Raw genomic sequence first — 24,267 nt, forward strand, 5'->3', positions numbered from 1 at the left:
TGGGGACGTCCGTTCATATGAAACACAGGGGAAGAGCGGGTCGCATGAGGGCATTCGATGTGCTGTCGGTGGTGCTGCCTGACGCGGGTGGGCGGTGGACGGCACCGGTCGGCGCATACGTGACGCCCGGCACGTACAACCCTTACGGGGGGAAGCGTGTCCAACTGGCGTGGCAGAGGTACTCGACTTCACAGCGCCGCGCGGCACGGCCCTCCGGCCGCCCCGCGCCACGCTCCGGCCCCGCGTGGCCGGCGCGTCCGGTGGCATGCCGGTGATCGCGCCCATGCCCGCAGCGCGCCCCGCCCGCATCCCCGGTCAGCGCGACGGCGCCGACGACACCGTGGCGGCCGGTACCACGGTCGACCACCTCACCGAGACCTACCGCACCCACTACCGCTCCCTGCTGGGACTCGCGGCGCTCCTCCTCGACGACACCGCCTCCTGCGAGGACGTCGTCCAGGAGGCGTTCATCCGCGTCCACTCCGCCCGCAAACGGGTCAGGGACCCCGAGAAGACGCTGGCTTACCTGCGGCAGACGGTCGTCAATCTCTCCCGTTCCGCGCTGCGCCGCCGCATCCTCGGCCTGAAGCTGCTGTCCAAGCCGATGCCGGACATGGCGAGCGCGGAGGAGGGGGCGTACGACCAGCTCGAGCGCGACTCCCTCATCAAGGCGATGAAGAACCTGCAGCGCCGCCAGCGCGAGGTGCTGGTGCTGCGCTACTTCGCCGACATGACGGAGGCCCAGGTCGCCGAGACGCTCGGCATCTCGCTGGGCTCGGTGAAGGCGTACGGCTCACGGGGCATCGCGGCGCTGCGGGTGGCCATGGAGGCACCGGCATGAGCGAGGGCCAGGACATGCGGGACCCGCGGCACGAGGAGCGTGAGCCGGAGGACCCGCGCGGCACGTCCGCCGGCGTGGCGGGGTCCGCGGACGATCGGGAGTCGGCTGACGATCAGGAGCCCGAGGACGGTCGGGGGCCCGCCGACCGGCAGGAGCCCGAGGACGGTCGGGAGCCCGCCGACCGGCAGGAGCCCGTTGAGTCCGAAAGCGGCCGGGAGTCCGAGGGCGGCCGGGCGCCGGATGCCGTTGAGGACACCGATGACGGCGACGGCGACGGGCGTGCGGACGCCGGCGAGGCCCCGCCCTTGCACTTGCCCGGGCCCGCGCGCGGCCCGCAACACGAGGGCGTGCCCGTGGCGGACGGGCTCGCGCGGCTGCGCGCGCTCGTGACACCGCCCGGGCAGCACCCGACACACACGCACGCTGGGAACGGAACTGTGAACGACGGCCGGGACGAACAGAGCCCCGAAGGGCTCGACTCGGACGAACTGCAACTGCGAGCCCTGCTGCACCAGGCCGTCCAGGACGTGGAGCCGAGCGACGGCACCCTGGACTACCTGCGCCGGGCCGTCCCCGCCCGCCGCGCGCGCAAACGCCAGGCCCTCGTCGGCGCGGCCGCCGCCGCGCTGTTCCTCGGCACCGCCGTCCCCGCGCTGGTCCACGTCTCCGGCGCCGCCGGCTCGGACGCCAACCCGTCCGCCGTCGGCCACGCCTCGCAGGCCCAGGGCGGCACCGGTCAGGGCAAGGACCCGGGCCAGGGCGAGACCACCGCCGGCGGCGCCTCCGACGAGGTCGAGGGCGACGACCACGGAGGCAAGAAGGAGGGGGACAAGGCCAGTGCCGGCGCCGGCACCGGCACGGGCGCGACCGAGGGCACCGACCCGTCGGCCGGCACCACGGCGGCCGCCCCCGCCTGTACCGGCTCCCAGCTCGGCCCGGCCACCGCGACCAGCGCCGCCCCCGACTCCGCGGGCGCGGTCTACGGCTCGTTCCGGGTCGCCAACGTCTCCGGTGCGAGCTGCACCGTGGAGGGCGCGGGCTCCGTGGGCGCGACCCCGCAGGGCGCGGCCGACGCGGCGAAGGTCGGGACGGCGCGGCATGTCGCGGGTGACGCGGCGGCCGGACTGCCCGACCCGTCCCTGGAGGCGGCGACCCTGGTGCTCAAGCCGGGCGACGCGTACGAGGTGCGGTTCGCCTGGGTGCCGTCCGAGACGTGTCCCGTGCCCGGCGACACGACGGGCGGCGGCACCGGCGGTCCCACGGCGGACCCGACACCGTCCGACAACCCGACGAACACGGCCGGCGCGACGACCGGCACCGGCGGCGGTACGGCGACGCAGCTGCTCCGGGAGGACGGCGGCACCGAAGGCAGCGTGACGGTGACCTACACGGCGGTGACGGGCTCCGGCTCGGCCACCGCGACCGTCGCCAACGCCTGCGCCGGCACGGTCTACTGGACGGGGCTGCTCACGCCGGTCGGCTGACGGGGGACGTCGTCGCCGTCGGTCCCGTCGGCGGCCTGCGGCTGCCCGCCGTCGCCGTCGTCCCCGTCGGTGCCGCGCGGCTCACCGCCGTCGGCGTCGGGGCCGAGGCCCAGCTCCGCGTCGCGGGCGAGCTCCACCTCGCGGCGCAGCAGCCGGAACCACATGAAGATCACGAAGCCGACGAAGGCGAACCACTCGGCGGTGTAGCCGAGGTTCTGGAAGGCCTTCAGGTCCAGCCCCGTGCCGCCGGGCGCGGCCGCGGGCACCGCGTTCATCCCCGAGTCCCCGCGGTTGAGCGTGACCCAGGCGTCGTACACGTCGTACGGCACGAGATTGACGAGGCTGGCCGCGCTGATCGCGGCGGTCTGGCCCTCGGGCAGGCCGCTGCGGCTGCTGACGCCGTTGCTGCCCGGCGTCTCGGACGCCTGGAGCGCGCCGGTGACGGTGACCTGGCCGGTGGGCGGCGCGGGCACCTTCGCCGGGTCCGGCTCGCCGGGCAGCCAGCCGCGGACGACGGGCAGCGCGCGGCCGGTGTCGGTGCGCAGCAGGGTCAGGACGTAGTAGCCGTGCTTGTCGTCCAGCGTGCGGTCGGGCACGAGGAGCTGGGTGTCGTACCGGCCGGTCGCGGTGGCCTGCTTGCCGGAGGTGGCCTTGGTGACGGGCAGCAGGCCGTCCAGGGGCCGGGCCGCCTCCTGCTGGGCCGAGGTGACGCGCTCCTCCGCCTCGCGGTGGTTGTCCACCCGGTCCTCGAACCGGCCCAGCTGCCAGGACCCCATGAAGATGCAGAAGGGGATGGAGAGCAGCAGGAAGACGTTGATCGCCCACCAGCGGGGGGTCAGCAGAAACCGGTACACGCCCTCAACGGTACGGGCCCGCGGACGGTTCCCGTCCCGCGGGGTCGGCTGCGGCGTGGCCTCCGGGCGGCCCGTGGCGCCGCGCGCGGGGCGGGTGGTGACCGGCGGGGGAAGCGCCGGGCGGGCCCGGCCGGGCGGCCTCGGGTGAGAGGTCCGGTGGAAGTTCCGGAGGAAGTTGTCCACAGGCTGGGGACCTCGGACGCGCGAGGGCGGTCCGGACGGGCAGTATGGGGACATGACTGAGAGCAACGGGTCCGACGCGCCGGACCGGGCGGACCACCAGACCGAGCGAGTGCAGCAGACCGGGGAGATGCCCGACTGGGAGAAGCGCTTCAGGGCGCCCCGGGTGTCCCTTCCCGACTGGGCCGAGGACGCCCCCGACCGCTCCCTGTTCGTGTCGAACGCGACGGGGACGTACGAGCTGTACGCCTGGGACCGGGCGACCGGCGAGCAGCGCCAGGTGACCGACCGGCCCAACGGCACGACGGACGGCGTGCTCTCGCCCGACGGCGAGTGGATCTGGTGGTTCGACGACAAGGACGGCGACGAGTTCGGCGTCTGGCGCCGGCAGCGGTTCACGGGCGGCGAGGACGAGCTCGCGGCCCCGGGCCTGGACCCTTCGTACCCGGCGGGCCTGGCGCTCGGCCGCGACGGGCGTACGGCCGTCGTCGGCCGCTCCACCGACGAGGACGGTACGACGATCCACCTGGTGCGCGGCGGTGAGGCGCCGGTCGAGCTGTACCGCCACCGTGAGTCGGCGGGCGTGGGCGACCTCTCCTACGACGGTTCGCTGATCGCCGTGGAGCACACCGAGCACGGGGACGCTATGCACTCCGCGCTGCGCGTGATGCGCCCCGACGGCACGACGGTCGCCGAGCTGGACGACACCCGGGGCGGCACCGAGGAGCTCGGTCTGGAGGTGCTGGGCTTCGCCCCGGTCGAGGGCGACACCCGGCTGCTCATCGGTCACCAGCGGCGGGGCCGCTGGGAGCCCCTGGTGTGGGACGTGGCGACGGGTGAGGAGACGGACCTGTCGCTGGACCTGCCCGGTGACGTGAGCGCCGAGTGGTTCCCGGACGGTTCGGCCCTGCTCATCGCGCACGGCTTCGAGGCACGCGGCGAGCTCTTCCGCTACGACCTGGCGGAGCGGCGGCTGGAGAAGATCTCCACCCCGCGCGGCGCGGTCTCGGGCGCGACGGCCCGTCCCGACGGCAGCGTGGAGTACCTGTGGTCCTCGGCGGCCCAGCCCCCGGCGGTCCGCTCCACGTCCGGTGGCGTGGTCCTCGACCCGCCCGGCATGAAGTCGCCCGGCTCGGTGCCGGTGGAGGACGTGTGGGTGGAGGGGCCGGGCGGCCGTATCCACGCGCTGGTGCAGAAGCCGGCGGGCGCGACCGGCCCGCTGCCGACGGTCTTCGACATCCACGGCGGCCCCACCTGGCACGACAGCGACTCCTTCGCGGCCGGCCCGGCAGCCTGGGTCGACCACGGCTACGCGGTGGTCCGCGTCAACTACCGGGGTTCCACGGGGTACGGCCGGGCGTGGACGGACGCCCTGAAGCACCGGGTGGGCCTGATCGAGCTGGAGGACATCGAGGCGGTCCGCGCGTGGGCGGTCTCCTCGGGGCTGGCGGACCCCGCCCGGCTGATCCTCACCGGCGGCTCCTGGGGCGGCTACCTCACCCTGCTCGGTCTCGGCACGCAGCCGGACGCGTGGGCGCTGGGCATCGCGGCGGTCCCGGTCGCCGACTACGTCACGGCGTACCACGACGAGATGGAGGCCCTGAAGGCGATGGACCGCACGCTGCTCGGCGGCACCCCGGAGGAGGTCCCCGAGCGCTTCGAGGCCTCGTCCCCGATCACCTACGTCGACCGGGTGAAGGCCCCCGTCTACATCTCGGCCGGGGTGAACGACCCGCGCTGCCCCATCCAGCAGATCGAGAACTACGTCAAGCGCCTGGAGTCCCGCAACGCGGTTCACGAGGTGTACCGCTACGACGCCGGTCACGGCTCGCTGGTGGTCGACGAGCGCATCAAGCAGATCCGCCTGGAGCTCGACTTCGCGGCCCGCCACCTGCCGTCCTGACCCACGGCTCCGTGCGCCGGGGCGGGCCCGCCCCACCCCGGCTCCGTGCGCCGGGGCGGGCCCGGCCCCACCCCGGCGCACGGTCCGCCGCGTCACGCCGTGCTGCGCGTCCGGCGCCCCAGCAGCTCCGCGAGTCCCCTGCGGGTCGCGGCCAGCACGACCCGGTCACCGGCCCGCAGGACGTAGGTGGCCGGCAGGTCCCACACCAGCCCGGACCCCGGAGCGTCGGCCCCCGCCCCGTCGCCCCGGGCCGCCGTGTCCAGCGCCAGCACCCGCCAGGCCCCGGGCCGGAACGCCTCCGCGACCGTGCGCCCCTCCAGCTGCGGATGCCCGTTCACGACGACCGCCGCGAACAGCAGCACCCGCCGCTCCACGGGGATCGCGCCGAGGATCTGCCGCCCCATCATGGCCCCGGCGAAGGCGGGCGCCGCCAGGTGCGACACGCTCCGGCTGCGGGTCAGCCCGGTGGGGTGCGCCATGCGCAGCGTCCGGTAGACCGCCTTGGCGAAGTCGTCGTCGTACAGCCGCAGCACCGCGCGCAGGTCGGGGCGTACCGAGCGGGCGTACAGCACGGACTCCAGGTTCGTGGTGTCGATGCTGGTCAGGGCGAGCAGCGCGTCCGCGCGGTGGATCTTCGCCGACTCAAGGACGCCCTCCTGCGTGACGTCCCCGACGACCACGGGAACCCGCAGCCGCCGCGCGACGGCCACGCCGCGCGCCTCCGGGTCCGCCTCCACACACACCACGGGGATGTCCAGCTCCCGCAGCCGGGTGAGCACCCGAGTGCCGATCTTGCCCAGCCCGAGCAGCACCACGTGCCCGCCGAGTCCGCGCGGCGGCTTGCGCAGCGCCGACGCCGTACGGAACGTGCCGAGCGCCTCCAGGACCGCCGCCAGCAGCACCGGCAGCAGCAGCAGTCCGACCAGTCCCGACAGCAGTTGGAGCACCTGCTGTCCGGTCGGCGCGTCGAGCGCGGGCTCGTTGATGGCGAACAGGTCCAGCAGCGTGACGTAGATGGCGTGCAGCGGGTGGTCGTCGGTCACCAGGATCAGCGCCACCGCGAGGGCGACGACCGCGGCCACCAGTCCCGCCAGCGACCAGCGCAGCCGCGCCGAGAACAGCGAGGCGAACGGCGGGACCGTGCCGCGCCGCGAGGGCAGCGGGGGACCGGAGTACGACAGCTGCTCCAGCACCACCGTCCCGCGTCCGGTCGCCGCCGCCACCGCCTCGGCGCCGGGCAGCAGTTGGGGCCCCTGGTCCCCGCTGTCCTCCGAACCCTCGGCGCCGGCGGGGTCGTTGCTCGTCGCGGACAGCAGCGCCAGCGTGCACAGGCCAGGGTCGGCCACCTCGCCGGGCCCCGGCGGGCGTCGTTCCACCGCGCGCAGCAGCAGTCCCTCGGCGTCGACGACCTTGCTGGTGCCGACGAGGGCGGTGGCGACCAGCGCGGGAGCGGCCGTGTCGGCGTCGGACAGCACGGTCGTCGCGTTGTCGTGCCCGTGGCCGGCGCGTCCGGGGGTGGCGCCGCCCGCCAGTGCGGCGGCCTGGTCGAGGAGTTCCTCGATGTGCTGGCCGAGACGCCGGTTGTAGAGCCGCAGCACCAGGCGGAGCCGGGGGTTGAGGCGGCGGGCGGTGAGCGCGGCGCGGATGTTGGTCTCGTCGTCGTCGTACACCAGCGCCAGCGCGGCGGCCCGCTCCACGCCCGCGTCGGCGAGCACGGCCTCGGTGGGTTCGGCGGCCTCCATCACCCGTTCGCCGGGGACCAGGGTGTCGTCGGAGCCGCCGTTGCCCCGGTTGACGGCGGTCACGACCCGGTCGAGCAGTGCGGCGGAGGCCGCCCGGGCCCGTCCCGTCATCGGCTGGGGCGCGCGCCCGGCGGAGGGCACGACGAGGACGACCTGTTCGCGGTACACACCGCGCAGTTCGGCGGCGAGGCGGTGCGCCAGCCCGTCGTCACCGCACACCACCATGTGTGCCGAAGGGTCGCTGGGCGGGGCGGGGTTGGGAAGGAGGCTCACCACAGGGCAGAAGACTGCCTGACGGCGGCGCGTGGTTCCAGGGCGCACGACTAGCATGACGTGCGCACGCCGCCGGTGGACGCCGTACACCCGGTGGCCGGTCCGAGGGAGAGGGGGACGGCGGAGATGCCGAGGCAGGCCGACGAGGCCCACCGGCCCCGTGCCCCCCTGAGCCGGCAGCGGGTGCTGTCCGCCGCCGTCGCGCTCGCCGACGAGGGCGGGGCCGACGCGCTGAGCATGCGGAAGATCGCGCAGCACCTCGGTGTCGTCCCCATGGCGCTGTACAAGCACGTGGCGCACAAGGACGAACTGCTCGACGGCATGATCGACGCCGTCGTCGGCGAGATCGACCCGCCCGTCGAGGACGCCGACTGGAAGACCACCGTCCGCCTGCGGGTGCTGTCCGCCCGCCGCATGCTGCTGCGTCACCCCTGGGCGCCGGGGGTGATCGAGGCGCGGATGAAGGCGCGTGCCGCCCCGACGCCCGCGGTGACGGCGTACCTGGACCAGATGATCGGCGTGTTCCGGGCCGGGGGGTTCCCGCTCGACCTCCTCCACCACGCGATGCACGTCATGGGCAGCCGGCTGCTGGGGTTCTCGCAGGAGCTGTTCGACGACAGCCCCGGCCGCCCCCCGGACGCGGACGCGCTGCCGCCCGAGGAGGCGGCCGCGCGCTACCCGCACATCGCCGCGCTGGCCCGGGCGGTGACGCACGACGAGGGGTCGGTCGTCGGCGCGGGCTGTGACGACCAGTTCGAGTTCGAGTTCGCGCTGGACCTGACCCTGGACGGACTGGAACGCCTCCGCGCCGCCGCGGGCTGACGGTACGCCAGGCGCCGCGCCGCCGCGGATTGACGGTACGTCAACTTCTGCCCTCCCGCGTCATCTTGTCGCTGCCGCCCTCTTGCCAGGTGTACGGCGTACACCCATGCTGGGTGGTGTACGCCGTACACCACCCAGCCGTCCGTTCACCTCACCGAGCGATGGAGGAGACAGGATGAAGGCGATCGTCCAGGACCGCTTCGGACCGCCGGACGTCCTCCGGCCGGCGGACGTCGACCGTCCCGAACCGGCGGCCGGACAGGTGCTGGTCCAGGTGCACGCCGCCGCGGTCAACCCCTACGACTGGCACATGCTGCGTGGCGACCCCTATGCGGCCCGGCTGCTCGGAGGCGTCGGCCTGACCCGCCCCAAGGCGCGGGTGGCCGGGATCGACGCGGCCGGCCGGGTGGCGGCCGTCGGTGCCGGGGTACGAGGGGTGCGCCCCGGCGACGAGGTGCTCGGCTTCTGCCCCGGGGCCTTCGCCGAGTACGCCCTCACCACCCCTGACCTGCTGGTCCCGAGGCCCGCGGGGCTCACGTTCGAGCAGTCGGCGGCGCTCCCGATGGCGGCGGTGACCGCACTGCGCGGCATCCGGACCGTGGGGCGGGTCCGGCCCGGGCAGCGGGTGCTCGTCATCGGGGCGGGTGGCGGCGTCGGCTCGTTCGCGGTGCAGGCGGCCGTGGCGCTGGGCGCCGAGGTCACCGGCGTGTGCGGCGCGGAGAAGACCGACCTGGTGCGCTCCCTGGGCGCCGCGCACGTCGTCGACCACGCCCGCGAGGACGTCACGGACGGGCGACGGCGCTACGACGTGATCCTGGACAACGTCGGCAACCGGCCGCCCTCCCGGATGCGCCGGGCGCTGACCCCGACCGGCACACTGGTGGCTAACGGCGGAGGCCCTCCCGGGCGGGTGTTCGGTGCGATCGGCGGCATGCTGCACGTACTGGCCCTGAACACCGTCGTCCGTCAGCGGCTGGCCGTGATCCTCCCGACGGCCCCGTCCGGCCCGGCCCATGAGGACCTGACCGCCGTGACGGCGCTCGTCGAGTCCGGGCGGCTCACCCCGGTGATCGGCCGCACCTACCGGTTGGCCGACGCGGCGGACGCTGTGCGCCACGTCGAGCGCGGCCATGCCCGCGGCAAGACGGTGCTCACCGTGGGGTGAGTACGGGGCGTGGGGTGAGCCGGGTGCGTGCGATGCGTGGGGTGAGCCGGACTGCCCCCGCGCGCGCCGATCGCACCGAACACGGCCCGGCACCGGGTGCCGGCCATAAGCCTGTAAGACGATCTGACCGTCCCGGTTGCGCCGACGCGGTGCCGGCTCACGCCCTTCCGTGAACGAAGGCCCGACGCGGCTGCCCGAAGGGTGGGACCGGGCTCCGGCGGTCGGCGCTCCGCTGGGGGACGGCGCACCCGCGACCGCACACCGCCACGCGTTTTACACACTCCGTACCTATATGTCACGTACACGCAATTTGTCGTGCGGTAAACTTTACTTCGCCTTGGCGCTCCATTGAGCCGCCGGATGCTCAGTCCGCGGGAAGCGGACCTGGATGCGAGGGGGGACGTGACATGAACCGACGCGCAGTGCGGCGCGACACGAACCGGCCCGTGCGCATCGACATCACCCCCCGCGACAGCGTCCCCGAACCGGACGCCCTTCACTTCGGCGCCTGACCGCCCGGCCGCCGCCCCTCCGTCAAGGGCGCGGCAGCGCCCGCACGCACGCCGCACACCCGCCCACCCCGGCGTCGCGTCGCGCACGGACCAGGACACTCCGCCGTCACCCGTCACCGCACCCTGCGGATTCCGCGCGCGACCCACGGCCTCCCGCCGTCCGCCCGCCCGCTCCACCCCATCCCTTCTCAGGCACTGACGCCGCCGTCACCGACCCGGAGGACCGACGCCCGTGCACAACACCGCCACCATGCTCATCGAACTGGGCGCGATCATCCTCGCCCTCGGACTGCTGGGCCGCCTCGCCGGACGGGTGGGCTTCTCGCCCGTCCCGCTCTACCTGCTGGCCGGACTCGCCTTCGGGCACGGCGGCATCCTGCCGCTGCAGGCCAGCGAGGAGTTCACCGCCGTCGGCGCCGAGATCGGCGTCATCCTGCTGCTGCTCATGCTGGGCCTCGAGTACAGCGCCTCCGAACTGGTCACCAACCTGAAGACGCAGTACCCGTCCGGGGCGGTCGACTTCGTCCTCAACGCGGTGCCCGGCGCCGTAGCGGCGCTGATCCTGGGCTGGGGTCCGGTCGCGGCCGTCGCGCTGGCCGGTGTCACCTGGATCTCCTCCTCGGGCGTGATCGCGAAGGTGCTCGGCGACCTGCGCCGGCTCGGCAACCGGGAGACACCGGTGGTGCTCGGCGTCCTCGTGATCGAGGACCTGGCGATGGCGGTCTACCTGCCGATCCTCACCGCGGTGCTGGCGGGCGCCGGCCTGGCGGGCGGCTCGGTCACCCTGCTGATCTCCCTCGGCACCGTGGGCGCCGTGCTCTACGTGGCGCTGCGCCACGGCCGCCTGATCAGCCGCGCGGTCTCCTCGGACAACGCGGAGATGCTGCTCCTGGTCGTGCTCGGCCTGACGCTGCTCGTCGCCGGCCTCGCGCAGGAACTGCAGGTCTCGGCGGCCGTCGGCGCGTTCCTCGTGGGCATCGCCCTGTCCGGTGAGGTCGCCGAGGGTGCGAGCAACCTGCTCACCCCGCTGAGGGACCTGTTCGCCGCCGTCTTCTTCGTCTTCTTCGGCCTGTCCACCGACCCGGCCGACATCCCGCCGGTACTGGTCCCGGCCCTGCTCCTGGCCCTCGTCACCACGCTGACCAAGATCGCCACCGGCTGGTACGCGGCACGCCGCGCGGGCATCAAGGGTGCGGGGCGCTGGCGTGCGGGCGGCACGCTGGTGGCGCGCGGCGAGTTCTCGATCGTCATCGCGGGCCTCGCGGTCGGCGTCGAGCCCCGCATCGGCCCGCTGGCCACGGCGTACGTGCTGATCCTGGTGGTCGTCGGTCCTCTCACCGCCCGCTGGACCGAGCCGCTGGCCCGCCGCCTCACCGGCGGCCGGACGGACACGCCGGTGGACACGGAGCGGCCGACGCCGGAGCCGGCGAAGGTCTGACGGCCGGCGGCGGCCGGTCACTCCTGACCGGTGAGGTCCGGCGGGTCACTCATGACCGGCGCTTTCTGGGGGAGTGCTTGCTGACCGACGCTTCCCGGCGGAGTACTTGCCGACCGGCGCTTGCGGGCGGAGTACTCGCCGACCGGCCTTCCTGGCGGAGCGGGGCCGGCCGGTGATCACTGGCTGCTCACTCCCGTCCGAGGATCTCCGCGGCGACACCGACACCCTCGCGCGTGCCGATCACGATGAGGGTGTCGCCGCCGGCCAGCCGGAAGTCCGGGCCCGGCGACGGGATCGCCTCGGCGCGACGCAGTACGGCCACCACGGAGACGCCGGTCTCCGTGCGCATGCGGGTGTCGCCCAGCAGGCGTCCGTTCCAGTGCGAGGTGGCCGACAGCTCGATCCGCTCGGCGACCAGGCCCAGTTCGGCCGTCGCCAGCAGGTTCGGGCTGTGGTGCGAGGGGAGCAGGGCGTCGACGACGGCCGCCGCCTCCTCGGTATTCAGGCGCAGGCACAGCGCGGTGTCGTCCGGATCGTCCTTGCGGTGGACGTTCAGCGTCCGGGAACCGTCGAGATGGGCGATCACCGACAACCGCCGCCGCTCCCGCGTGACGAGGTCGTATCGCACACCGATCCCCGGCAACGGAGTGTGCCCCACGCGCGCAGCGCCGCCCATGACCGTCCCCCTACACCTCAGTTGTCCTACGGGCCATGACCGACGGCACCCTACGGCACGTGCCGGCCGAGGTGTCATCCGGGCCGACCTCGCCCTTGATACACCCCGGCGTGCATATGGATAGACGTCTCGTCGTCCATGGGAGGTACGACCACGAAGCGGGACACCGTCAACACCGCCCTCCGCGAGAGCGTGGCCCGCAAACGTCGGCTTGGCGCCCTGCATGAACTGCGGGTCCTCACGGACGAGGCCGCCTTCGACGCCGAACTCCTCCTGGACAAGCGCGACTACCGGGGCTGGCGCGTCCGTGTGCTGTACTCGGCGCGCGCGTGTGGTCCAGCGAGAACTCACCGCCAAAGGTGAGCATCGCAGCGCCGGAGCCGTCGACCTCCTCGTGACCGCCCGCCGCGGAGCAGACGGGACCCACGCTGCTCCAAAGCTGTCCCGCGTCTGACGAGGGTGGGCATCGGCCGCTGTCCGCACGGGGTGACGAAGCCCTAGCACAAGGGCCCTTTTCGGCCGCAGGTAGCCTACGGCGACGCCCGGGGGGAGCCGGGCCCTCGCACGCCGGACCGGGGGTACCGTCCGGTCGGCCCGACTTCAGGAGTACCGCCCGTGAACGGAAAGCGCCGCCGCCTGCTTCTGGCCACCGTCGAACCGATGCTCGAACCCGGCGAGCGGGTCGAGGTGGCGACCGTCGTGAACCTGAGTACCGTCTCGGTGGCCCGGACCGCGGCGTTCGCGGCGGCGTCGGCCCTCCTGAGCGGGGGGATGGCCGTGATCCCGACGCCGACCCCCATGTACCTGGTCATGACCGACCGGCGGTTCTTCGTCTTCCGGGCGGACCCGGTCTTCGCCCGCCCGCAGGAGCACCTGATGACGTTCCCGCGCGACGGCCTCGTGCGATCGGAGATCAAGGAGCGGGTGCTCAACTCGTCTTTCGTGGCGTCGTATCCGGGATACGAGCAGTGCCTGCGCATCGTCTTCCCCCTGCTCGGCCGCAAGGACCGGAACACGGTGGCGGCGGCGCTGCCGCTCGCGAGGCCGTAACCCGAGCGGCGACCTTCTCCTCCCTCTGACACGCGAGGCCGTTCGACGCGCGAGCAGATAGCTCTTGCGCGCCAACTACTGCACCCTGCCGAGTAGTTGGCGGTTGCGGCGACCATGGCGGGTCCACCCCCCTCTGATCACCCTGGAGAAAGGACTACGCGGGCCGTCGCCCCCGCACCTGGATCACCCTCACCCGCGAGGGCAAGCACGACCCGGACACGGAACTCCGCGCCCTACGCGCCCTGGTCCGCCGCCTGGAAGGCACATAGCCGGCGAGTACTCGGGCACGACAGGTCAACAGACCAAGTCAGCTGTCAGCGTCTGCGGATACGGTGCCCCCACCATCGAGCGTGACACTCAAGGAGGGGCCGTGGGGGCCAAGACGGGGCTGCTGGTGTACGCGGACGGCGACGTGCCGGCGCTGCTGCGGCAGGTGGGGACGGCGGACCTCGACCGCACCGAGGCCTTGGTGCGACGCCTCCACCCGGGCAGGGAGACAGCGCGGTGCGAGGGATCGAACCTCTGGGACGGCGTCTACCCGACGGAGGGAACGGTGTACGCGGCCAGCTGGCCGGGCGTGGAGGTGATGGGCGACCAGCGAGTGATGATCGACCGCCCGTCCCAGCTCCCGGACCACATGGTGGCGGCGAGCACAGGCCGACGCCTGGTCCTGCACGCGATGCACAGCGTCGTCGACTGGCTGGCGTTCGCGGTATGGGAGGACGGACGCCTCATCCGCTCCCTGAGCCTGTCGCCCGACAGCGGTATCATCGAGAACATCGGCGACCCGCTCCCCTTCGAAAGACCGTACTGGGCAGGCGACCGCCCGGCGGACATCATCCCCTGGCCGGGTGAGGAGGACGAGCCGTACGCCTTGCCGTTCCACCCCTTGGAGCTGGGCGAGGAGGCTTTGAGAACGCTCTGCGGCTTCATCCAGGAGGGCCTGCCCCACCCCACCGACGTGGACGCGGAAGCCATCACCCTGTACGGCTTCCGGGTGGAGGATCCACACGCCCCCGACCCCGACGAACAGGCAGCCAGGCTCCGCACAGCCGCACAAGCCCTGCGTCCACCGCGCGTCTACTCACTGACACCCGAAGGCTCACTGGTCGAGTGCGACGGCATCTGAGCACTTGGTCCGAAGCGTTTCGCTGCCACGTTGCGAGCGTGGGCCTCGCGCCGCAGCCGCCGTTCATGGTCGGCGACTTGACGGGCTACGGGGATGCTGGTGGCGGTGCGGATCAACCGCTCGTTGTCGCGATCCACGAGGAAAGGGCCATTACCTCCCGGCCGAGGGCGCTGCCCGTTCCCGTCGTCCTGGACCGCTCCCCAGTAGAAGATCCACCCGAAGGACACCGCTCCTACGCGCAGGATCTCAAGGTCGTACTCGACGTGGACCCGCTGAAGGTCGATCTCGGCCAGCACCAACCGACGCGCGTCCTCCTCACTCAGCATCGCCCGATGATGACACGGAGTCCGGCCTCCACACCGTGGAAGGCCATTGGTGGCACACAAAAACAGGTGAGGCACCTACTCACATGAGTAGGTGCCTCACCTGTTGTTATGGCTGTCGGGGTGGCGGGATTTGAACCCACGACCTCTTCGTCCCGAACGAAGCGCGCTGCCAAGCTGCGCCACACCCCGGTGTCGCTGCTGTCGCGGCGACGACGTTTACTTTAGCCCACCGGTGGCTAGAGACGAAATCTGGTTTTCGGGCGGGTGTGGTCCAGGGCCACCAGGAGGACCGCCACGGCGTAGAAGGCCAGCCCCACGAGGAGTCCGTTGGCCAGCACGCTCCTGTAGCCGTGCCGGGCGACGTCGAGGAACGGGTAGAGGTAGCGGACCGGGGAGCCGGGCAGAAGCTCGCCCCGGCCGAGGGTGAAGGCCAGGTAGGCCAAGGGGTACAGGAGCCATGTCGGCGCCTGGCGCAGGTGCATGCGGGCCGGTGGCGTGAGGATCAGCCAGTCCAGTACCGCGGCCACCGGCAGCACCGTGTGAAGGGTGTGCGCGGCGACCGGCTCAAGCCACGAGGCGCCGCCGGACACCGGGCCCGTCATGGAGAAGGCCGGGGACGCGTCCGCCAGGAGGATGTGGTGGACCAGGGCCGCCATGACGACGTACAGCAGCGCGGCCCCGGTGACCGCGCCCGGCAGGGGGTGCCGGGCGGTCCAGGCGCGGCGGGCCGAGGCGAACGTCACCAGTGCCAGCAGGACCCCGCTCTGGATCACGAAGTAGCTCAGCACCCGGGTGGGACTGCCGAGGAGGATCTCGACCAGTACGGCCGCCGTCGCGACCACCGCCAGCACCAGCCGGTACACCGCTGTCAGCGGGCGGCGCACCGGCGGTACGACGGCTCTGGCGGGGACGACGGAGGGGAGCAGTGCCGGTGCCGTCCGCGGCAGGGCGGGGAGGTCCGGGATGTCCCTGGGTATCGGGGCGGTCATGCACCCCAGCGTGGGCCGGTGTCCGGTTCGGGGCGATGTGGGGTGGACCGGTCGGGTTACCCGCCCGATCGCCCGCAGGCCCGCTGGGCCGCCGACCCGCTCGCGCGCCCTCGCCTGAATCCTGGGCGGCGCGGCTGGGCCACCGCGATACGGCAGCGAGGGGTCGGCCCGCCGGGGATACACCGCCGGCTCGACGTGCCCCCGATACGCCGCCAGGCCCGCCGACTCACGTCAACGGGCCCGGCCGTACACCGACCTCTTCAGCGACCGGCCTCACCGGCCGACAGGCCTTACCGCCCTCACCGGCCGACCAGCGTCAGCAACGTCGCCTCCGGCGGGCAGGCGAAGCGGACCGGCGTGTAGCGGCTCGTGCCGCACCCCGCCGACACGTGCAGGTACGACCGGCGGCCCTCCGCCGTATGGGTGGACAGGCCCTTCACGCGGTCCGTGTCCAGGTCGCAGTTGGTGACCAGGGCGCCGTAGAAGGGAATGCAGAGCTGGCCGCCGTGGGTGTGGCCGGCCAGGATGAGCGGGTAGCCGTCGGCGGCGAAGGCGTCCAGGACGCGCAGGTACGGCGCGTGCACCACGCCCATCGAGAAGTCGACGCCGGCCGAGGGGCCGCCCGCCACCTCCGGGTAGCGGTCGCGCTTGATGTGCGGGTCGTCCAGACCGGTCAGCTCGATCGACGAGCCCTCGATCTTCAGGGTGCCCCGGGTGTTGGTCAGATTGAGCCAGCCCGCCGAGTCGAAACCGTCCCGCAGGTCCTCCCACGGGTTGTGGACGGCGTCGACGACCGGCGGGTTGCCGTTCAGGCCGTGCCGCCCCTGCACCTTCTCCAGCAGGTAGCGGGCCGGGTTTCGGAGCCGGGGGCCGTAGTAGTCGTTGGAGCCGAAGACGTACGCGCCGGGGAACTCCATCAGGGGGCCCAGCGCGTCCAGGACCTCGGGGACGCCCTCGGGGTCGGACAGGTTGTCACCTGTGTTGATCACGAAGTCGGGACGCAGCCCTGCCAGCGAGCGCAGCCAGCGCTGCTTCTTGCGCTGGCCGCCGACCATGTGGATGTCGGACACCTGCAGCACGCGCAGGGGACGCATCCCTGAGGGGAGGACGGGGACGGTCACCCGTCGGAGGCGGAAGGAGCGGGCCTCGAAGCCCGCGGCGTACAGCAGTCCGGCGGCGCCGGCCGCCGTGATTCCCAGGGGGATTCCGTATCGCGCGCGCATGAGCCCATCGTGTCAGACCCTGACGGTCCCTCCGAACGGACCTCGGCGGCGGGGCACCGCAAATCGGCAGGCGCCGCCGCCCCGGCACCTGCGACAATCAAGTCATGACCACGCTCAAGTCGAAGCTGCAGGATGACCTCAACGCCGCGATCAAGGAGCGCGACGAGCTCCGCTCCTCGACGCTCCGGCTGACGCTCGCCGCGATCACCAAGGAGGAGGTCGCGGGCAAGGCGAAGCGCGAGCTGTCCGACGACGAGGTGCAGAAGGTGATCACCCGCGAGGCGAAGAAGCGCCGTGAGGCGGCGGACGCCTTCGCGCAGGGTGGCCGTCCCGAGCAGGCGGAGCGGGAGAAGGCGGAGGGCGAGGTGCTGGCCGCGTACCTGCCCAAGCAGCTGTCCGACAACGAGCTGAACGTGATCGTCGCGCAGGCCGTGGAGGAGGCCCGGGCCGCCGGTGCCGAGGGTCCGCGTGCCATGGGTGCCGTCATGAAGATCGTGAACCCGAAGGTGGCCGGTCAGGCGGAGGGCGGCCGGGTGGCCGCCGTCGTGAAGAAGCTGCTGGCGGGCTGAGCCGGGCGAACCGGCGCGGCAGCGCCCCGTCGCCCCGGGGAGGCAGCCGCGTACGGCACCTCGTCTCTCTGACTGAACAGCCGTGAAACGGCGGGCGGCCCCTTCCCCACCCGGGGAAGGGGCCGCCCGCCGTTCACCTCGTCCTTGCCGCCCGCCAGGGCTCAGCGGCGGCCGCCCGGCCCGTTGCCCGGGCCCTGGATGAAGCCCTCGGGGAGGGAGATGCCCGGGTTGGGCTCGCCGCCTCCGCCTCCGCCGTTGCCGCCCCCGTTGCCGTTGCCGCCGTTGATCAGGCCGCCGATGAAGCCCTCGTCGCCGTTGCCGCCGTCGTCACGGTCACCGTCGCCGCCGGGCTTTCCGGGCTTCTCCGGCTTCGGGATGTGCACCGTGTGGAAGTCCGGCGCTTCCCTGCCCTCCAGGGCGCCCGTCATGGCGTCGCGCCAGATGGGGCCCGGGACGGCGCCACCGAAGACCAGCGAGTGGTACTGGCCGCCGATGGTGATGTCCCGCATCTTCACCTTCTGGCTGGCGCTGCCCACCCACACGGCGCCCGACATGTTCGGCGTGTAGCCGACGAACCAGGCGTTCCTGCGCTCGTCCGTCGTACCCGTCTTACCGGCGTTGTCGCGCGCGTCGCCGAGGCCGGCCTGCTGCCCCGTACCGGAGTCGATCACGTCCTTGAGCAGGGTGTTGACCGTGTCCGCGGTCTGCTCGCTCATCGCCCGCGAGCACGTCGACTTCGGGACCGGCAGCGACTTCGACTGGTCGCCGTTCTTCTGGGTGATCGACTCGATGGCGACCGGCGTGCAGTACATGCCCCGCGAGGCGAAGGCCGCGTAGGCGCTCGCCATGGTGAGGGGGGAGAGGCCGGTGGAGCCGAGGGTCATCGAGGACGGCACCTCGGGGATCTTGTCCCCGTTGCCCTGGACCACGCCGAGCTTGTCGGTCATGGTCACCACCGGGCACATCCCGATGTCCTCGATCATCTGCACGAAGTAGGTGTTGACCGACTTGGCCATCGCCTCCTGCAGCGGGTACGGCCCGACCTCGGACTCGTTCTCGTTCTCCAGCTTGTAGTTGCCGTCGTTCACCCACGGCTTGTCGCAGCCGCGCACGGTGTCCGGGTACGGCATCTCGTACGGCGCGGAGTACGTCTGCGTCGGCGGCCGGCCCTCCTCCAGGGCGGCGGCGGCCACGAACGGCTTGAACGTCGAACCGGTCGGGAACCCGAAGTTGGAGCCGCCCCAGGCCGAGTCCACGGAGAAGTTGATCTCCGTCTCGTCCTTGCCGTAGCCGTACGGCTTGGACTGGCCCATCGCGACGACCTTGCCGGTGCCCGGCTCCACCAGCGTGGAGGCGGCGGCGACCTTGTCCGACTGGTAGACGTGGTCCTTCAGCGCGTCCTGCACCGACTCCTGCGCCTGCGGGTCCAGCGTCGTACGGATGGTCAGGCCGCCCTGGTTCCAGGTCTTCGCCCGCTCCTCGCGGGTCTTGCCGAAGACCGGGTCGTTGAGGAAGACCTTCTCCACGTACTTGCAGAAGAAGCCCGCGCCCTTGGCCGCGGTGATGCAGCCGTTCTTCGGCTTGCTGACCTTGAGGCCCAGCGGGGAGCGTGCCGCCTCGGCTGCCTCCTCGGTCGAGATGTCGCCGACCTCGGCCATCCGCTGCAGGACGGTGTTGCGCCGCTTCTTCGCCTCGGCCTCGTCGTTGACCGGGTCGTAGCGGCTCGGCGACTGGACGATGCCGGCGAGGAGGGCCGCTTCCTGGAGCTTGAGGTCCTTGGCAGGCTTGGAGAAGTAGCGCTGGGCGGCCGCCTCCACGCCGTAGGCCTGCTGGCCGAAGAACGTGATGTTCAGGTAGTTCTCGAGGATCTTCTTCTTGCCCAGCTCCTCCTCGACCTGGATCGCGTACTTCAGCTCCGCGATCTTGCGGCCGATGGTCTGCTGGGTGGCCTGCGCGACCTTCGTCGGGTCGTCGCCCGCCTCCTCGACGAAGACGTTCTTCACGTACTGCTGGGTGAGCGTGGAGGCACCCTCGGAGACCTCACCGCTGCGGGCGTTCTTGTTGAGCGCGCGCAGCACGCCCTTCAGGTCGACCGCCCCGTGCTGGTAGAAGCGGGAGTCCTCGATGGCCACGATCGCCTTCTGCATGTACGGCGAGATGTCCTTGAGGTCGACCACCGTGCGGTCGCGCGAGTAGACGGTGGCGATGAGGCCGCCGTCGGCGTCGAGGATGGTGGTGCGCTGGCTCAGCGGCGGCGTCTTCAGATTGGCCGGGAGCTCGTCGAAGCTCTCGACCGAACCCTTCGCCGCGAGGCCCAGCGCGCCCACCGCGGGCAGTGCGATGCCGGCCATCACGGCCCCCGCGAGGACACTGACACCGAGGAACTTGGCGGCCTGCTGCGTGGAGGACAGACCACCGCCCGAGCGCTTCTTTGGCATGGGAGCAGCCTACGTTCTCATTCGCCGGACAAGCGTATATGCCTTGGCCTAAGCTGCACTCAACTGTCACAGCAGTGAGGCCACGTATCAATACGTCCGGCGACCCCGAATCGTTCCGGATCTTCTCGACTTTCTTCATATGAGTTCAGTCGAGGGGCGTGGAGACCGTGTCCGGATCGCCTCGTGTGTCACGTGGTGCCCGTTGTGACGCAACTGAACTACCCCTATATGCCCGCTTGGTCCCGCATGTCGCCCCCTCACTCCCCCGGGTGATCTGCCGCTTACCCATAGTCCGTTCGGACCATTCAAGATTGGGCCCGCTGGGGGTGTTGCGCTGTGTCCACCTTCCGTAACGTCCTCAACTGGCGGCGGTGAATATGCCGCTGCCGCCGTGGGGGAGCCTCGATTCGGGAGAGGACGGCGCCGGTATGGGCTGGGTTACCGACTGGAGTGCGCAGGCTGCCTGCCGCACTACCGATCCGGATGAACTGTTCGTTCAGGGAGCAGCGCAGAACAGGGCCAAGGCGGTGTGCACCGGCTGCCCGGTGCGTACCGAGTGCCTGGCCGACGCGCTCGACAACCGCGTCGAGTTCGGCGTGTGGGGAGGCATGACGGAGCGTGAGCGCCGCGCGCTGCTGCGCCGGCGGCCGACCGTGACCTCCTGGCGCCGGCTGCTGGAGACCGCGCGCTCGGAGTACGAGCGTGGCACGGGCGTCGTGCCGCTCAGCGACGACGAGGTCTTCCAGGACTACGCCGCGGTGAGCTGAGAGCTTTCGGGGGTCCTCGGCGCGTGCCCGGTTCCGTGACCGGGTGCACGCGGTCTCTCGGGGCAGGGGTCGTGGCCATGAGCCGTCCGGCCATGGCGTCATGGGGTCACAGGGCCCCTGGGTGATGGGGTCACAGGGCCCCTGAGTGATGGGGCCATGGCGCCATGAGGCTTCGGGCTCGGACCGGACCTTCGGGATGGGGCCGGACCTTCGGGATGGGGCCGGACCTTCGGGACGGGGCCGGACCTTCGGGACGGGGCCGGAACGGCGGCCTCGCGCGCCTGCGAGGCCGGATGCTCCGGGGCGGACCCGTGGAGTGCCGGGTGCCCCGCGCCGGTGGGTGTGCCCCGCCTTGATCGCGCGTTCTCGCGCGCGGGTGCGGAACGGGGCCGGCCCGGTGCCGACGTGTGCGTCGCCGTACGGGACGTGACGTGCCGTTTCCCGAGGTGCTGCGCCGTGCCTACGCCCCTTTCTGCCGCGTAACGGGACGCGTCGCGTCACATCAGGGGCGTTTCCGGCAGCTCCGGTCGCCCGGCCGCGAGCCGCTCGCCGATGTCCCGCAGCCCCGCGAGGTCGTGCACGTCGCCGGGCAGGGCGGCCACCTCGGCCACCGCCACCTCGGGGTGCAGCGCGGTGAAGCGGTCACGCGTGCGCTGCTCGCGTGAGAGCAGCTGCATGCGCTCGGCGTGCAGCCTCAGCAGGCCCGCGGTGAGACGGTCGACGGACCGCTCCGCGTCCGCGTCGCCGTCCGCTGCCGGGTGCTCGGGAGCCGCGCCGGTGCCGTCCTCGGTGGCGGGGGAGCCTCCGTCGGTGACGTTACGCGCGGGTGACTCTGAACTGCCGTACGTGTCGGGAGAGTTACGAAGTCCAGCTTTCCCGTCCCCCTGATCCACAATGCGGGAGTCCTCAAGATTTTCCGCGGCGGCCAGCGCCCGCTCGGCCGACAGCCGGTCGGCGCCGCTGCCGTGCACCCGGTTGAGCACCAGACCGGCCAGCGGCATGTCCTCCGCCGCCAGCCGCTCCACGAAGTAGGCGGCCTCGCGCAGCGCGTCCCGCTCCGGGGCCGCCACCACGAGGAACGCCGTCCCGGGCGCCTGGAGCAGCTTGTACGTGGCGTCCGCGCGGGTACGGAACCCGCCGAACATCGAGTCCATCGCGGCCACGAAGGTCTGGACGTCCTTCAGCAGCTGACCGCCCAGCACCTTGCCCAGCGCGCCGGTCATCATCGACATCCCGACATTCAGGAACTTCATCCCCGCACGGCCGCCGACCTTCGCCGGCGCCAGCAGCACCCGGATGAGCTTGCCGTCGAGGAAGGAGCCGAGCCGCTTGGGCGCGTCCAGGAAGTCCAGCGCGGAACGGGACGGCGGGGTGTCGACCACGATGAGGTCCCACTCGTCCCGGGACCGCAGCTGCCCCAGCTTCTCCATCGCCATGTACTCCTGCGTGCCGGCGAAGCCCGCGGAGAGCGACTGGTAGAAGGGGTTGCCCAGGATCGCGGCGGCCCGCGCGGGATCCGCGTGCGCCTCGACGATCTCGTCGAAGGTGCGCTTCATGTCGAGCATCATCGCGTGCAGCTCGCCGCCCGCGGAGTCGTCGACGTCCTTCACCCGGCGCGGGGTGTTGTCGAGTGAGTCGATGCCCATGGACTGGGCGAGGCGGCGCGCCGGGTCGATGGTGAGGACCACCACCTTGCGGCCCCGCTCGGCCGCGCGCAGCCCCAGGGCCGCGGCGGTGGTCGTCTTGCCGACGCCGCCCGAGCCGCAGCACACCACGATCCGGGTGTCCGGGTTCTCGATCAGCGGGTCGATGTCGAGGGAGAGGGTGGGCGAGAGGTGGTGACGGACCGGGTCGTTCGCCTGCGCCGGTTCCGGACGACGACTCATGACATCCCCTGCTTCCGGTGCTTCCGACTCGTGACGGGGCCGATACGGCGGTGACGGTGGTGCGGGCGGGTGCGACAGGAACGCCCAGCGAGCGGCGACCGGGCCGTACGGCGACCGGTCACGACCGTCCGGGCCGTACGGCGACCGGTCACGACCGTCCGGGGCGTGCGGCCGGTCACGACTGTCCGGGTCGTGCGGGCGGTCACGAGACGCCCTGTCCGCGCAGCTTCCGCGCCAGCGCGTACAGCCCGGCCAGGTCCATCCCCTCGGCCAGCAGCGGCAGTTCGTGCAAGGGCACCCCGAGGTCCGCCAGCACGGCCCGCTGCTCGGTCTCCAGCGCGTACCGCTCGGCGTACTCCTCCGCCTGCCCGATCAGCGGCTCCACCAGCCGCTCGGCGTGGCCGCCGCGCCGCGCGCCGCCCAGCCCGGCGGAGGACAGCGACCGCGCGACGGAGGAACGGGGGACGGACCCGACGCGTTCCAGGGCGTCCGCGTCCAGCACCTGCGGGCGCACCATGTTCACGATGACCCGCCCCACCGGCAGCCGGGCCGCGCGCAGCTCCGCGATGCCGTCCGCGGTCTCCTGCACCGGCATCTCCTCCAGCAGGGTCACCAGGTGCACGGCCGTCTCCGGTGACTTCAGCACCCGCATGACCGCCTGCGCCTGATTGTGTATCGGGCCGATCTTGGCGAGCCCGGCCACCTCGTCGTTGACGTTGAGGAAGCGGGTGATGCGGCCGGTCGGCGGGGCGTCCATCACGACGTAGTCGTAGACGAACCGGCCGCTGCGGTCCTTGCGCCGCACCGCCTCGCACGCCTTGCCGGTGAGCAGGACGTCCCGGACGCCGGGTGCGATGGTGGTGGCGAAGTCGATCGCGCCGAGTTTCCTCAAGGCCCGGCCGGCGCTGCCGAGTTTGTAGAACATCTGGAGGTAGTCCAGAAGAGCCAGTTCGGCGTCGATGGCGAGGGCGTACACCTCCCCGCCCCCAGGAGCGACGGCGATCTTCCGCTCCTCGTACGGCAGCGCCTGCGTCTCGAAGAGCTGCGCGATGCCCTGCCGGCCCTCGACCTCGACGAGAAGCGTCCGCTTCCCCTCCTCGGCCAGGGCCAGCGCCAGAGCGGCGGCCACCGTGGTCTTGCCGGTTCCGCCCTTGCCACTCACGACCTGGAGCCTGCTCACGTCTTCGAGCCTAAATGCTTGCCGCGCGCAGTGGCGGCTCCGGGTGATGTTCCCGGCCTCGTGTGGCGCCCCGCGCCCTCGTCCCGTGCCGCGTGACGGCGGCGCGGGCGGCGGTCGCGGCAGCGGCTAGAGTCGGCCGCATGACCAAGTGGGAATACGCGACTGTGCCGCTGCTCGTCCACGCAACGAAGCAGATTCTGGACACCTGGGGCGAGGACGGCTGGGAGCTCGTCCAGGTCGTGCCCGGGCCGAACAACCCCGAGCAGCTGGTGGCCTACCTGAAGCGCGAGAAGCAGGCATGAGCGGCGTCGTCGAGGCCAGGCTGGCCGAGCTGGGCCTGAGCCTGCCGGAGGTCGTCCCGCCGCTCGCCTCGTACCAGCCGGCCGTCACGTCGGGCCGCTACGTGTTCACGTCCGGCCAGCTGCCGATGGTGGACGGCAAGCTTCCGACGACCGGCAAGGTCGGTGCGGAGGTCACCCCCGAGGAGGCCAAGGACCTGGCCCGCATCTGCGCGCTGAACGCGCTCGCCGCGGTCAGGTCCGTCGTCGGTGACCTGGACCGCGTGGCGCGCGTGGTGAAGGTCGTCGGCTTCGTCGCCTCCGCCGCGGACTTCACCGGCCAGCCCGCCGTGGTGAACGGCGCGAGCGAACTCCTGGGCGAGGTGCTCGGCGACAAGGGCGTCCACGCCCGTAGCGCGGTGGGCGTCGCGGTCCTGCCGCTGGACGCCCCGGTCGAGGTCGAGATGCAGGTGGAGCTCACGGAGGCGTAGCCCTCCCCGGAGCGCCCTCCGCGCGTTTCCTTCGACCGTCGCCCCGGCCGT

The 24,267-nt window shown here is 72.3% G+C and carries 22 protein-coding genes, 1 tRNA gene and 1 pseudogene; 15 read left to right on the forward strand and 9 right to left on the reverse strand.

Going from position 1 to position 24,267, the window contains the following annotated elements:
• The first annotated feature begins 169 nt into the window (after positions 1-169).
• Together F3L20_RS01290 and F3L20_RS01295 are read left to right on the forward strand one after the other, a co-directional pair.
• Positions 170-841: a SigE family RNA polymerase sigma factor gene (locus tag F3L20_RS01290; protein WP_186568499.1), complete on the forward strand. Its 672-nt coding sequence runs from the start codon at positions 170-172 to the stop codon at positions 839-841.
• 437 nt (positions 842-1,278) lie between these two features.
• The gene (locus F3L20_RS01295; protein WP_167534439.1) at positions 1,279-2,325 is read left to right on the forward strand and encodes a hypothetical protein; all 1,047 of its coding nucleotides are present in this window, start codon (positions 1,279-1,281) and stop codon (positions 2,323-2,325) included.
• On the opposite strand, the gene F3L20_RS01300 is transcribed toward F3L20_RS01295, so the two are convergent.
• Positions 2,292-3,179, reverse strand: coding sequence for an SURF1 family protein (locus F3L20_RS01300; RefSeq protein ID WP_150151256.1), 888 nt, complete (start codon positions 3,177-3,179; stop codon positions 2,292-2,294). The genes F3L20_RS01295 and F3L20_RS01300 overlap by 34 nt on opposite strands.
• 235 nt (positions 3,180-3,414) lie before the next feature.
• Between F3L20_RS01300 and F3L20_RS01305 the strand changes: the two genes are divergently transcribed.
• Positions 3,415-5,262 (forward strand): S9 family peptidase, encoded by a 1,848-nt coding sequence (locus F3L20_RS01305; RefSeq protein WP_150151259.1) that lies wholly within the window; start codon positions 3,415-3,417, stop codon positions 5,260-5,262.
• 92 nt (positions 5,263-5,354) lie between these two features.
• Here F3L20_RS01305 and F3L20_RS01310 read toward each other — a convergent pair whose 3' ends face one another.
• Entirely contained in the window at positions 5,355-7,229 is a 1,875-nt protein-coding gene (locus F3L20_RS01310) for an NAD-binding protein (RefSeq protein WP_150157178.1), read from the reverse strand.
• A 174-nt stretch (positions 7,230-7,403) separates the two neighbouring features.
• On the opposite strand from F3L20_RS01310, the gene F3L20_RS01315 reads away from it, so the two are divergent.
• From F3L20_RS01315 to F3L20_RS01325, 3 genes are all read left to right on the forward strand, one after another.
• Positions 7,404-8,099, forward strand: coding sequence for a TetR/AcrR family transcriptional regulator (locus tag F3L20_RS01315; protein WP_150151262.1), 696 nt, complete (start codon positions 7,404-7,406; stop codon positions 8,097-8,099).
• A 175-nt stretch (positions 8,100-8,274) separates the two neighbouring features.
• Positions 8,275-9,264, forward strand: coding sequence for an NAD(P)-dependent alcohol dehydrogenase (locus F3L20_RS01320; RefSeq protein ID WP_150151264.1), 990 nt, complete (start codon positions 8,275-8,277; stop codon positions 9,262-9,264).
• Positions 9,265-10,008: 744 nt separating this feature from the next.
• A complete protein-coding gene (locus F3L20_RS01325) occupies positions 10,009-11,214 on the forward strand; it encodes a cation:proton antiporter (RefSeq protein ID WP_150151267.1) in 1,206 nt (401 codons plus the stop codon).
• A gap of 187 nt (positions 11,215-11,401) precedes the next feature.
• On the opposite strand, the gene F3L20_RS01330 is transcribed toward F3L20_RS01325, so the two are convergent.
• Positions 11,402-11,890 (reverse strand): cation:proton antiporter regulatory subunit, encoded by a 489-nt coding sequence (locus tag F3L20_RS01330; protein ID WP_150151270.1) that lies wholly within the window; start codon positions 11,888-11,890, stop codon positions 11,402-11,404.
• Positions 11,891-12,028: 138 nt separating this feature from the next.
• Here F3L20_RS01330 and F3L20_RS01335 point away from each other — a divergent pair, with 138 nt between their 5' ends.
• The 5 genes and pseudogenes from F3L20_RS01335 to F3L20_RS01360 all read left to right on the forward strand — a co-directional run bounded on the left by F3L20_RS01335 (position 12,029) and on the right by F3L20_RS01360 (position 14,482).
• Positions 12,029-12,253 carry a type II toxin-antitoxin system VapB family antitoxin gene (locus F3L20_RS01335; RefSeq protein ID WP_150151273.1) on the forward strand — a complete coding sequence of 75 codons (225 nt, stop codon included), beginning with the start codon at positions 12,029-12,031 and terminating at the stop codon, positions 12,251-12,253.
• A pseudogene (locus tag F3L20_RS35535) lies at positions 12,210-12,324 on the forward strand (PIN domain nuclease); the annotation flags it as partial. The gene F3L20_RS01335 and the pseudogene F3L20_RS35535, both read left to right, overlap by 44 nt.
• A gap of 181 nt (positions 12,325-12,505) precedes the next feature.
• The gene (locus F3L20_RS01345; protein ID WP_150151279.1) at positions 12,506-12,940 is read left to right on the forward strand and encodes a hypothetical protein; all 435 of its coding nucleotides are present in this window, start codon (positions 12,506-12,508) and stop codon (positions 12,938-12,940) included.
• 370 nt (positions 12,941-13,310) lie between these two features.
• The gene (locus tag F3L20_RS01355; protein ID WP_150151282.1) at positions 13,311-14,069 is read left to right on the forward strand and encodes a DUF6928 family protein; all 759 of its coding nucleotides are present in this window, start codon (positions 13,311-13,313) and stop codon (positions 14,067-14,069) included.
• Positions 14,070-14,107: 38 nt separating this feature from the next.
• Positions 14,108-14,482: a hypothetical protein gene (locus F3L20_RS01360; RefSeq protein ID WP_150151285.1), complete on the forward strand. Its 375-nt coding sequence runs from the start codon at positions 14,108-14,110 to the stop codon at positions 14,480-14,482.
• A 28-nt stretch (positions 14,483-14,510) separates the two neighbouring features.
• Here the strand turns inward: F3L20_RS01360 and F3L20_RS01365 are convergent.
• The 3 genes from F3L20_RS01365 to F3L20_RS01375 form a co-directional block, all read right to left on the reverse strand.
• Positions 14,511-14,584 (reverse strand) — tRNA-Pro (locus tag F3L20_RS01365).
• Positions 14,585-14,631: 47 nt separating this feature from the next.
• Positions 14,632-15,384 carry a Pr6Pr family membrane protein gene (locus F3L20_RS01370; protein WP_150151288.1) on the reverse strand — a complete coding sequence of 251 codons (753 nt, stop codon included), beginning with the start codon at positions 15,382-15,384 and terminating at the stop codon, positions 14,632-14,634.
• A 299-nt stretch (positions 15,385-15,683) separates the two neighbouring features.
• Positions 15,684-16,607, reverse strand: a complete 924-nt coding sequence (locus tag F3L20_RS01375; protein ID WP_145829242.1) for a metallophosphoesterase — start codon at positions 16,605-16,607, stop codon at positions 15,684-15,686.
• Positions 16,608-16,711: 104 nt separating this feature from the next.
• Here F3L20_RS01375 and F3L20_RS01380 point away from each other — a divergent pair, with 104 nt between their 5' ends.
• Complete coding sequence (locus tag F3L20_RS01380) at positions 16,712-17,176, forward strand: GatB/YqeY domain-containing protein (protein WP_150151291.1); 465 nt, start codon at positions 16,712-16,714, stop codon at positions 17,174-17,176.
• Positions 17,177-17,337: 161 nt separating this feature from the next.
• On the opposite strand, the gene F3L20_RS01385 is transcribed toward F3L20_RS01380, so the two are convergent.
• Positions 17,338-19,614 carry a transglycosylase domain-containing protein gene (locus F3L20_RS01385; protein WP_150151294.1) on the reverse strand — a complete coding sequence of 759 codons (2,277 nt, stop codon included), beginning with the start codon at positions 19,612-19,614 and terminating at the stop codon, positions 17,338-17,340.
• Between the two features lie 428 nt (positions 19,615-20,042).
• Here F3L20_RS01385 and F3L20_RS01395 point away from each other — a divergent pair, with 428 nt between their 5' ends.
• Entirely contained in the window at positions 20,043-20,381 is a 339-nt protein-coding gene (locus tag F3L20_RS01395) for a WhiB family transcriptional regulator (RefSeq protein WP_024885781.1), read from the forward strand.
• Between the two features lie 497 nt (positions 20,382-20,878).
• On the opposite strand, the gene F3L20_RS01400 is transcribed toward F3L20_RS01395, so the two are convergent.
• Both F3L20_RS01400 and F3L20_RS01405 read right to left on the reverse strand, forming a co-directional pair.
• Positions 20,879-22,267 (reverse strand): ArsA family ATPase, encoded by a 1,389-nt coding sequence (locus F3L20_RS01400; protein WP_150151297.1) that lies wholly within the window; start codon positions 22,265-22,267, stop codon positions 20,879-20,881.
• Positions 22,268-22,469: 202 nt separating this feature from the next.
• Complete coding sequence (locus tag F3L20_RS01405) at positions 22,470-23,447, reverse strand: ArsA family ATPase (protein ID WP_150151300.1); 978 nt, start codon at positions 23,445-23,447, stop codon at positions 22,470-22,472.
• A 140-nt stretch (positions 23,448-23,587) separates the two neighbouring features.
• Between F3L20_RS01405 and F3L20_RS01410 the strand changes: the two genes are divergently transcribed.
• Both F3L20_RS01410 and F3L20_RS01415 read left to right on the forward strand, forming a co-directional pair.
• A complete protein-coding gene (locus tag F3L20_RS01410) occupies positions 23,588-23,749 on the forward strand; it encodes a DUF4177 domain-containing protein (protein WP_003975360.1) in 162 nt (53 codons plus the stop codon).
• A complete protein-coding gene (locus F3L20_RS01415) occupies positions 23,746-24,216 on the forward strand; it encodes a RidA family protein (RefSeq protein ID WP_150151303.1) in 471 nt (156 codons plus the stop codon). Before F3L20_RS01410 ends, F3L20_RS01415 begins: the two co-directional genes overlap by 4 nt.
• Positions 24,217-24,267: the final 51 nt, after the last annotated feature.

Source organism: Streptomyces tendae (genome assembly GCF_008632955.1).
Lineage (GTDB): Bacteria > Actinomycetota > Actinomycetes > Streptomycetales > Streptomycetaceae > Streptomyces.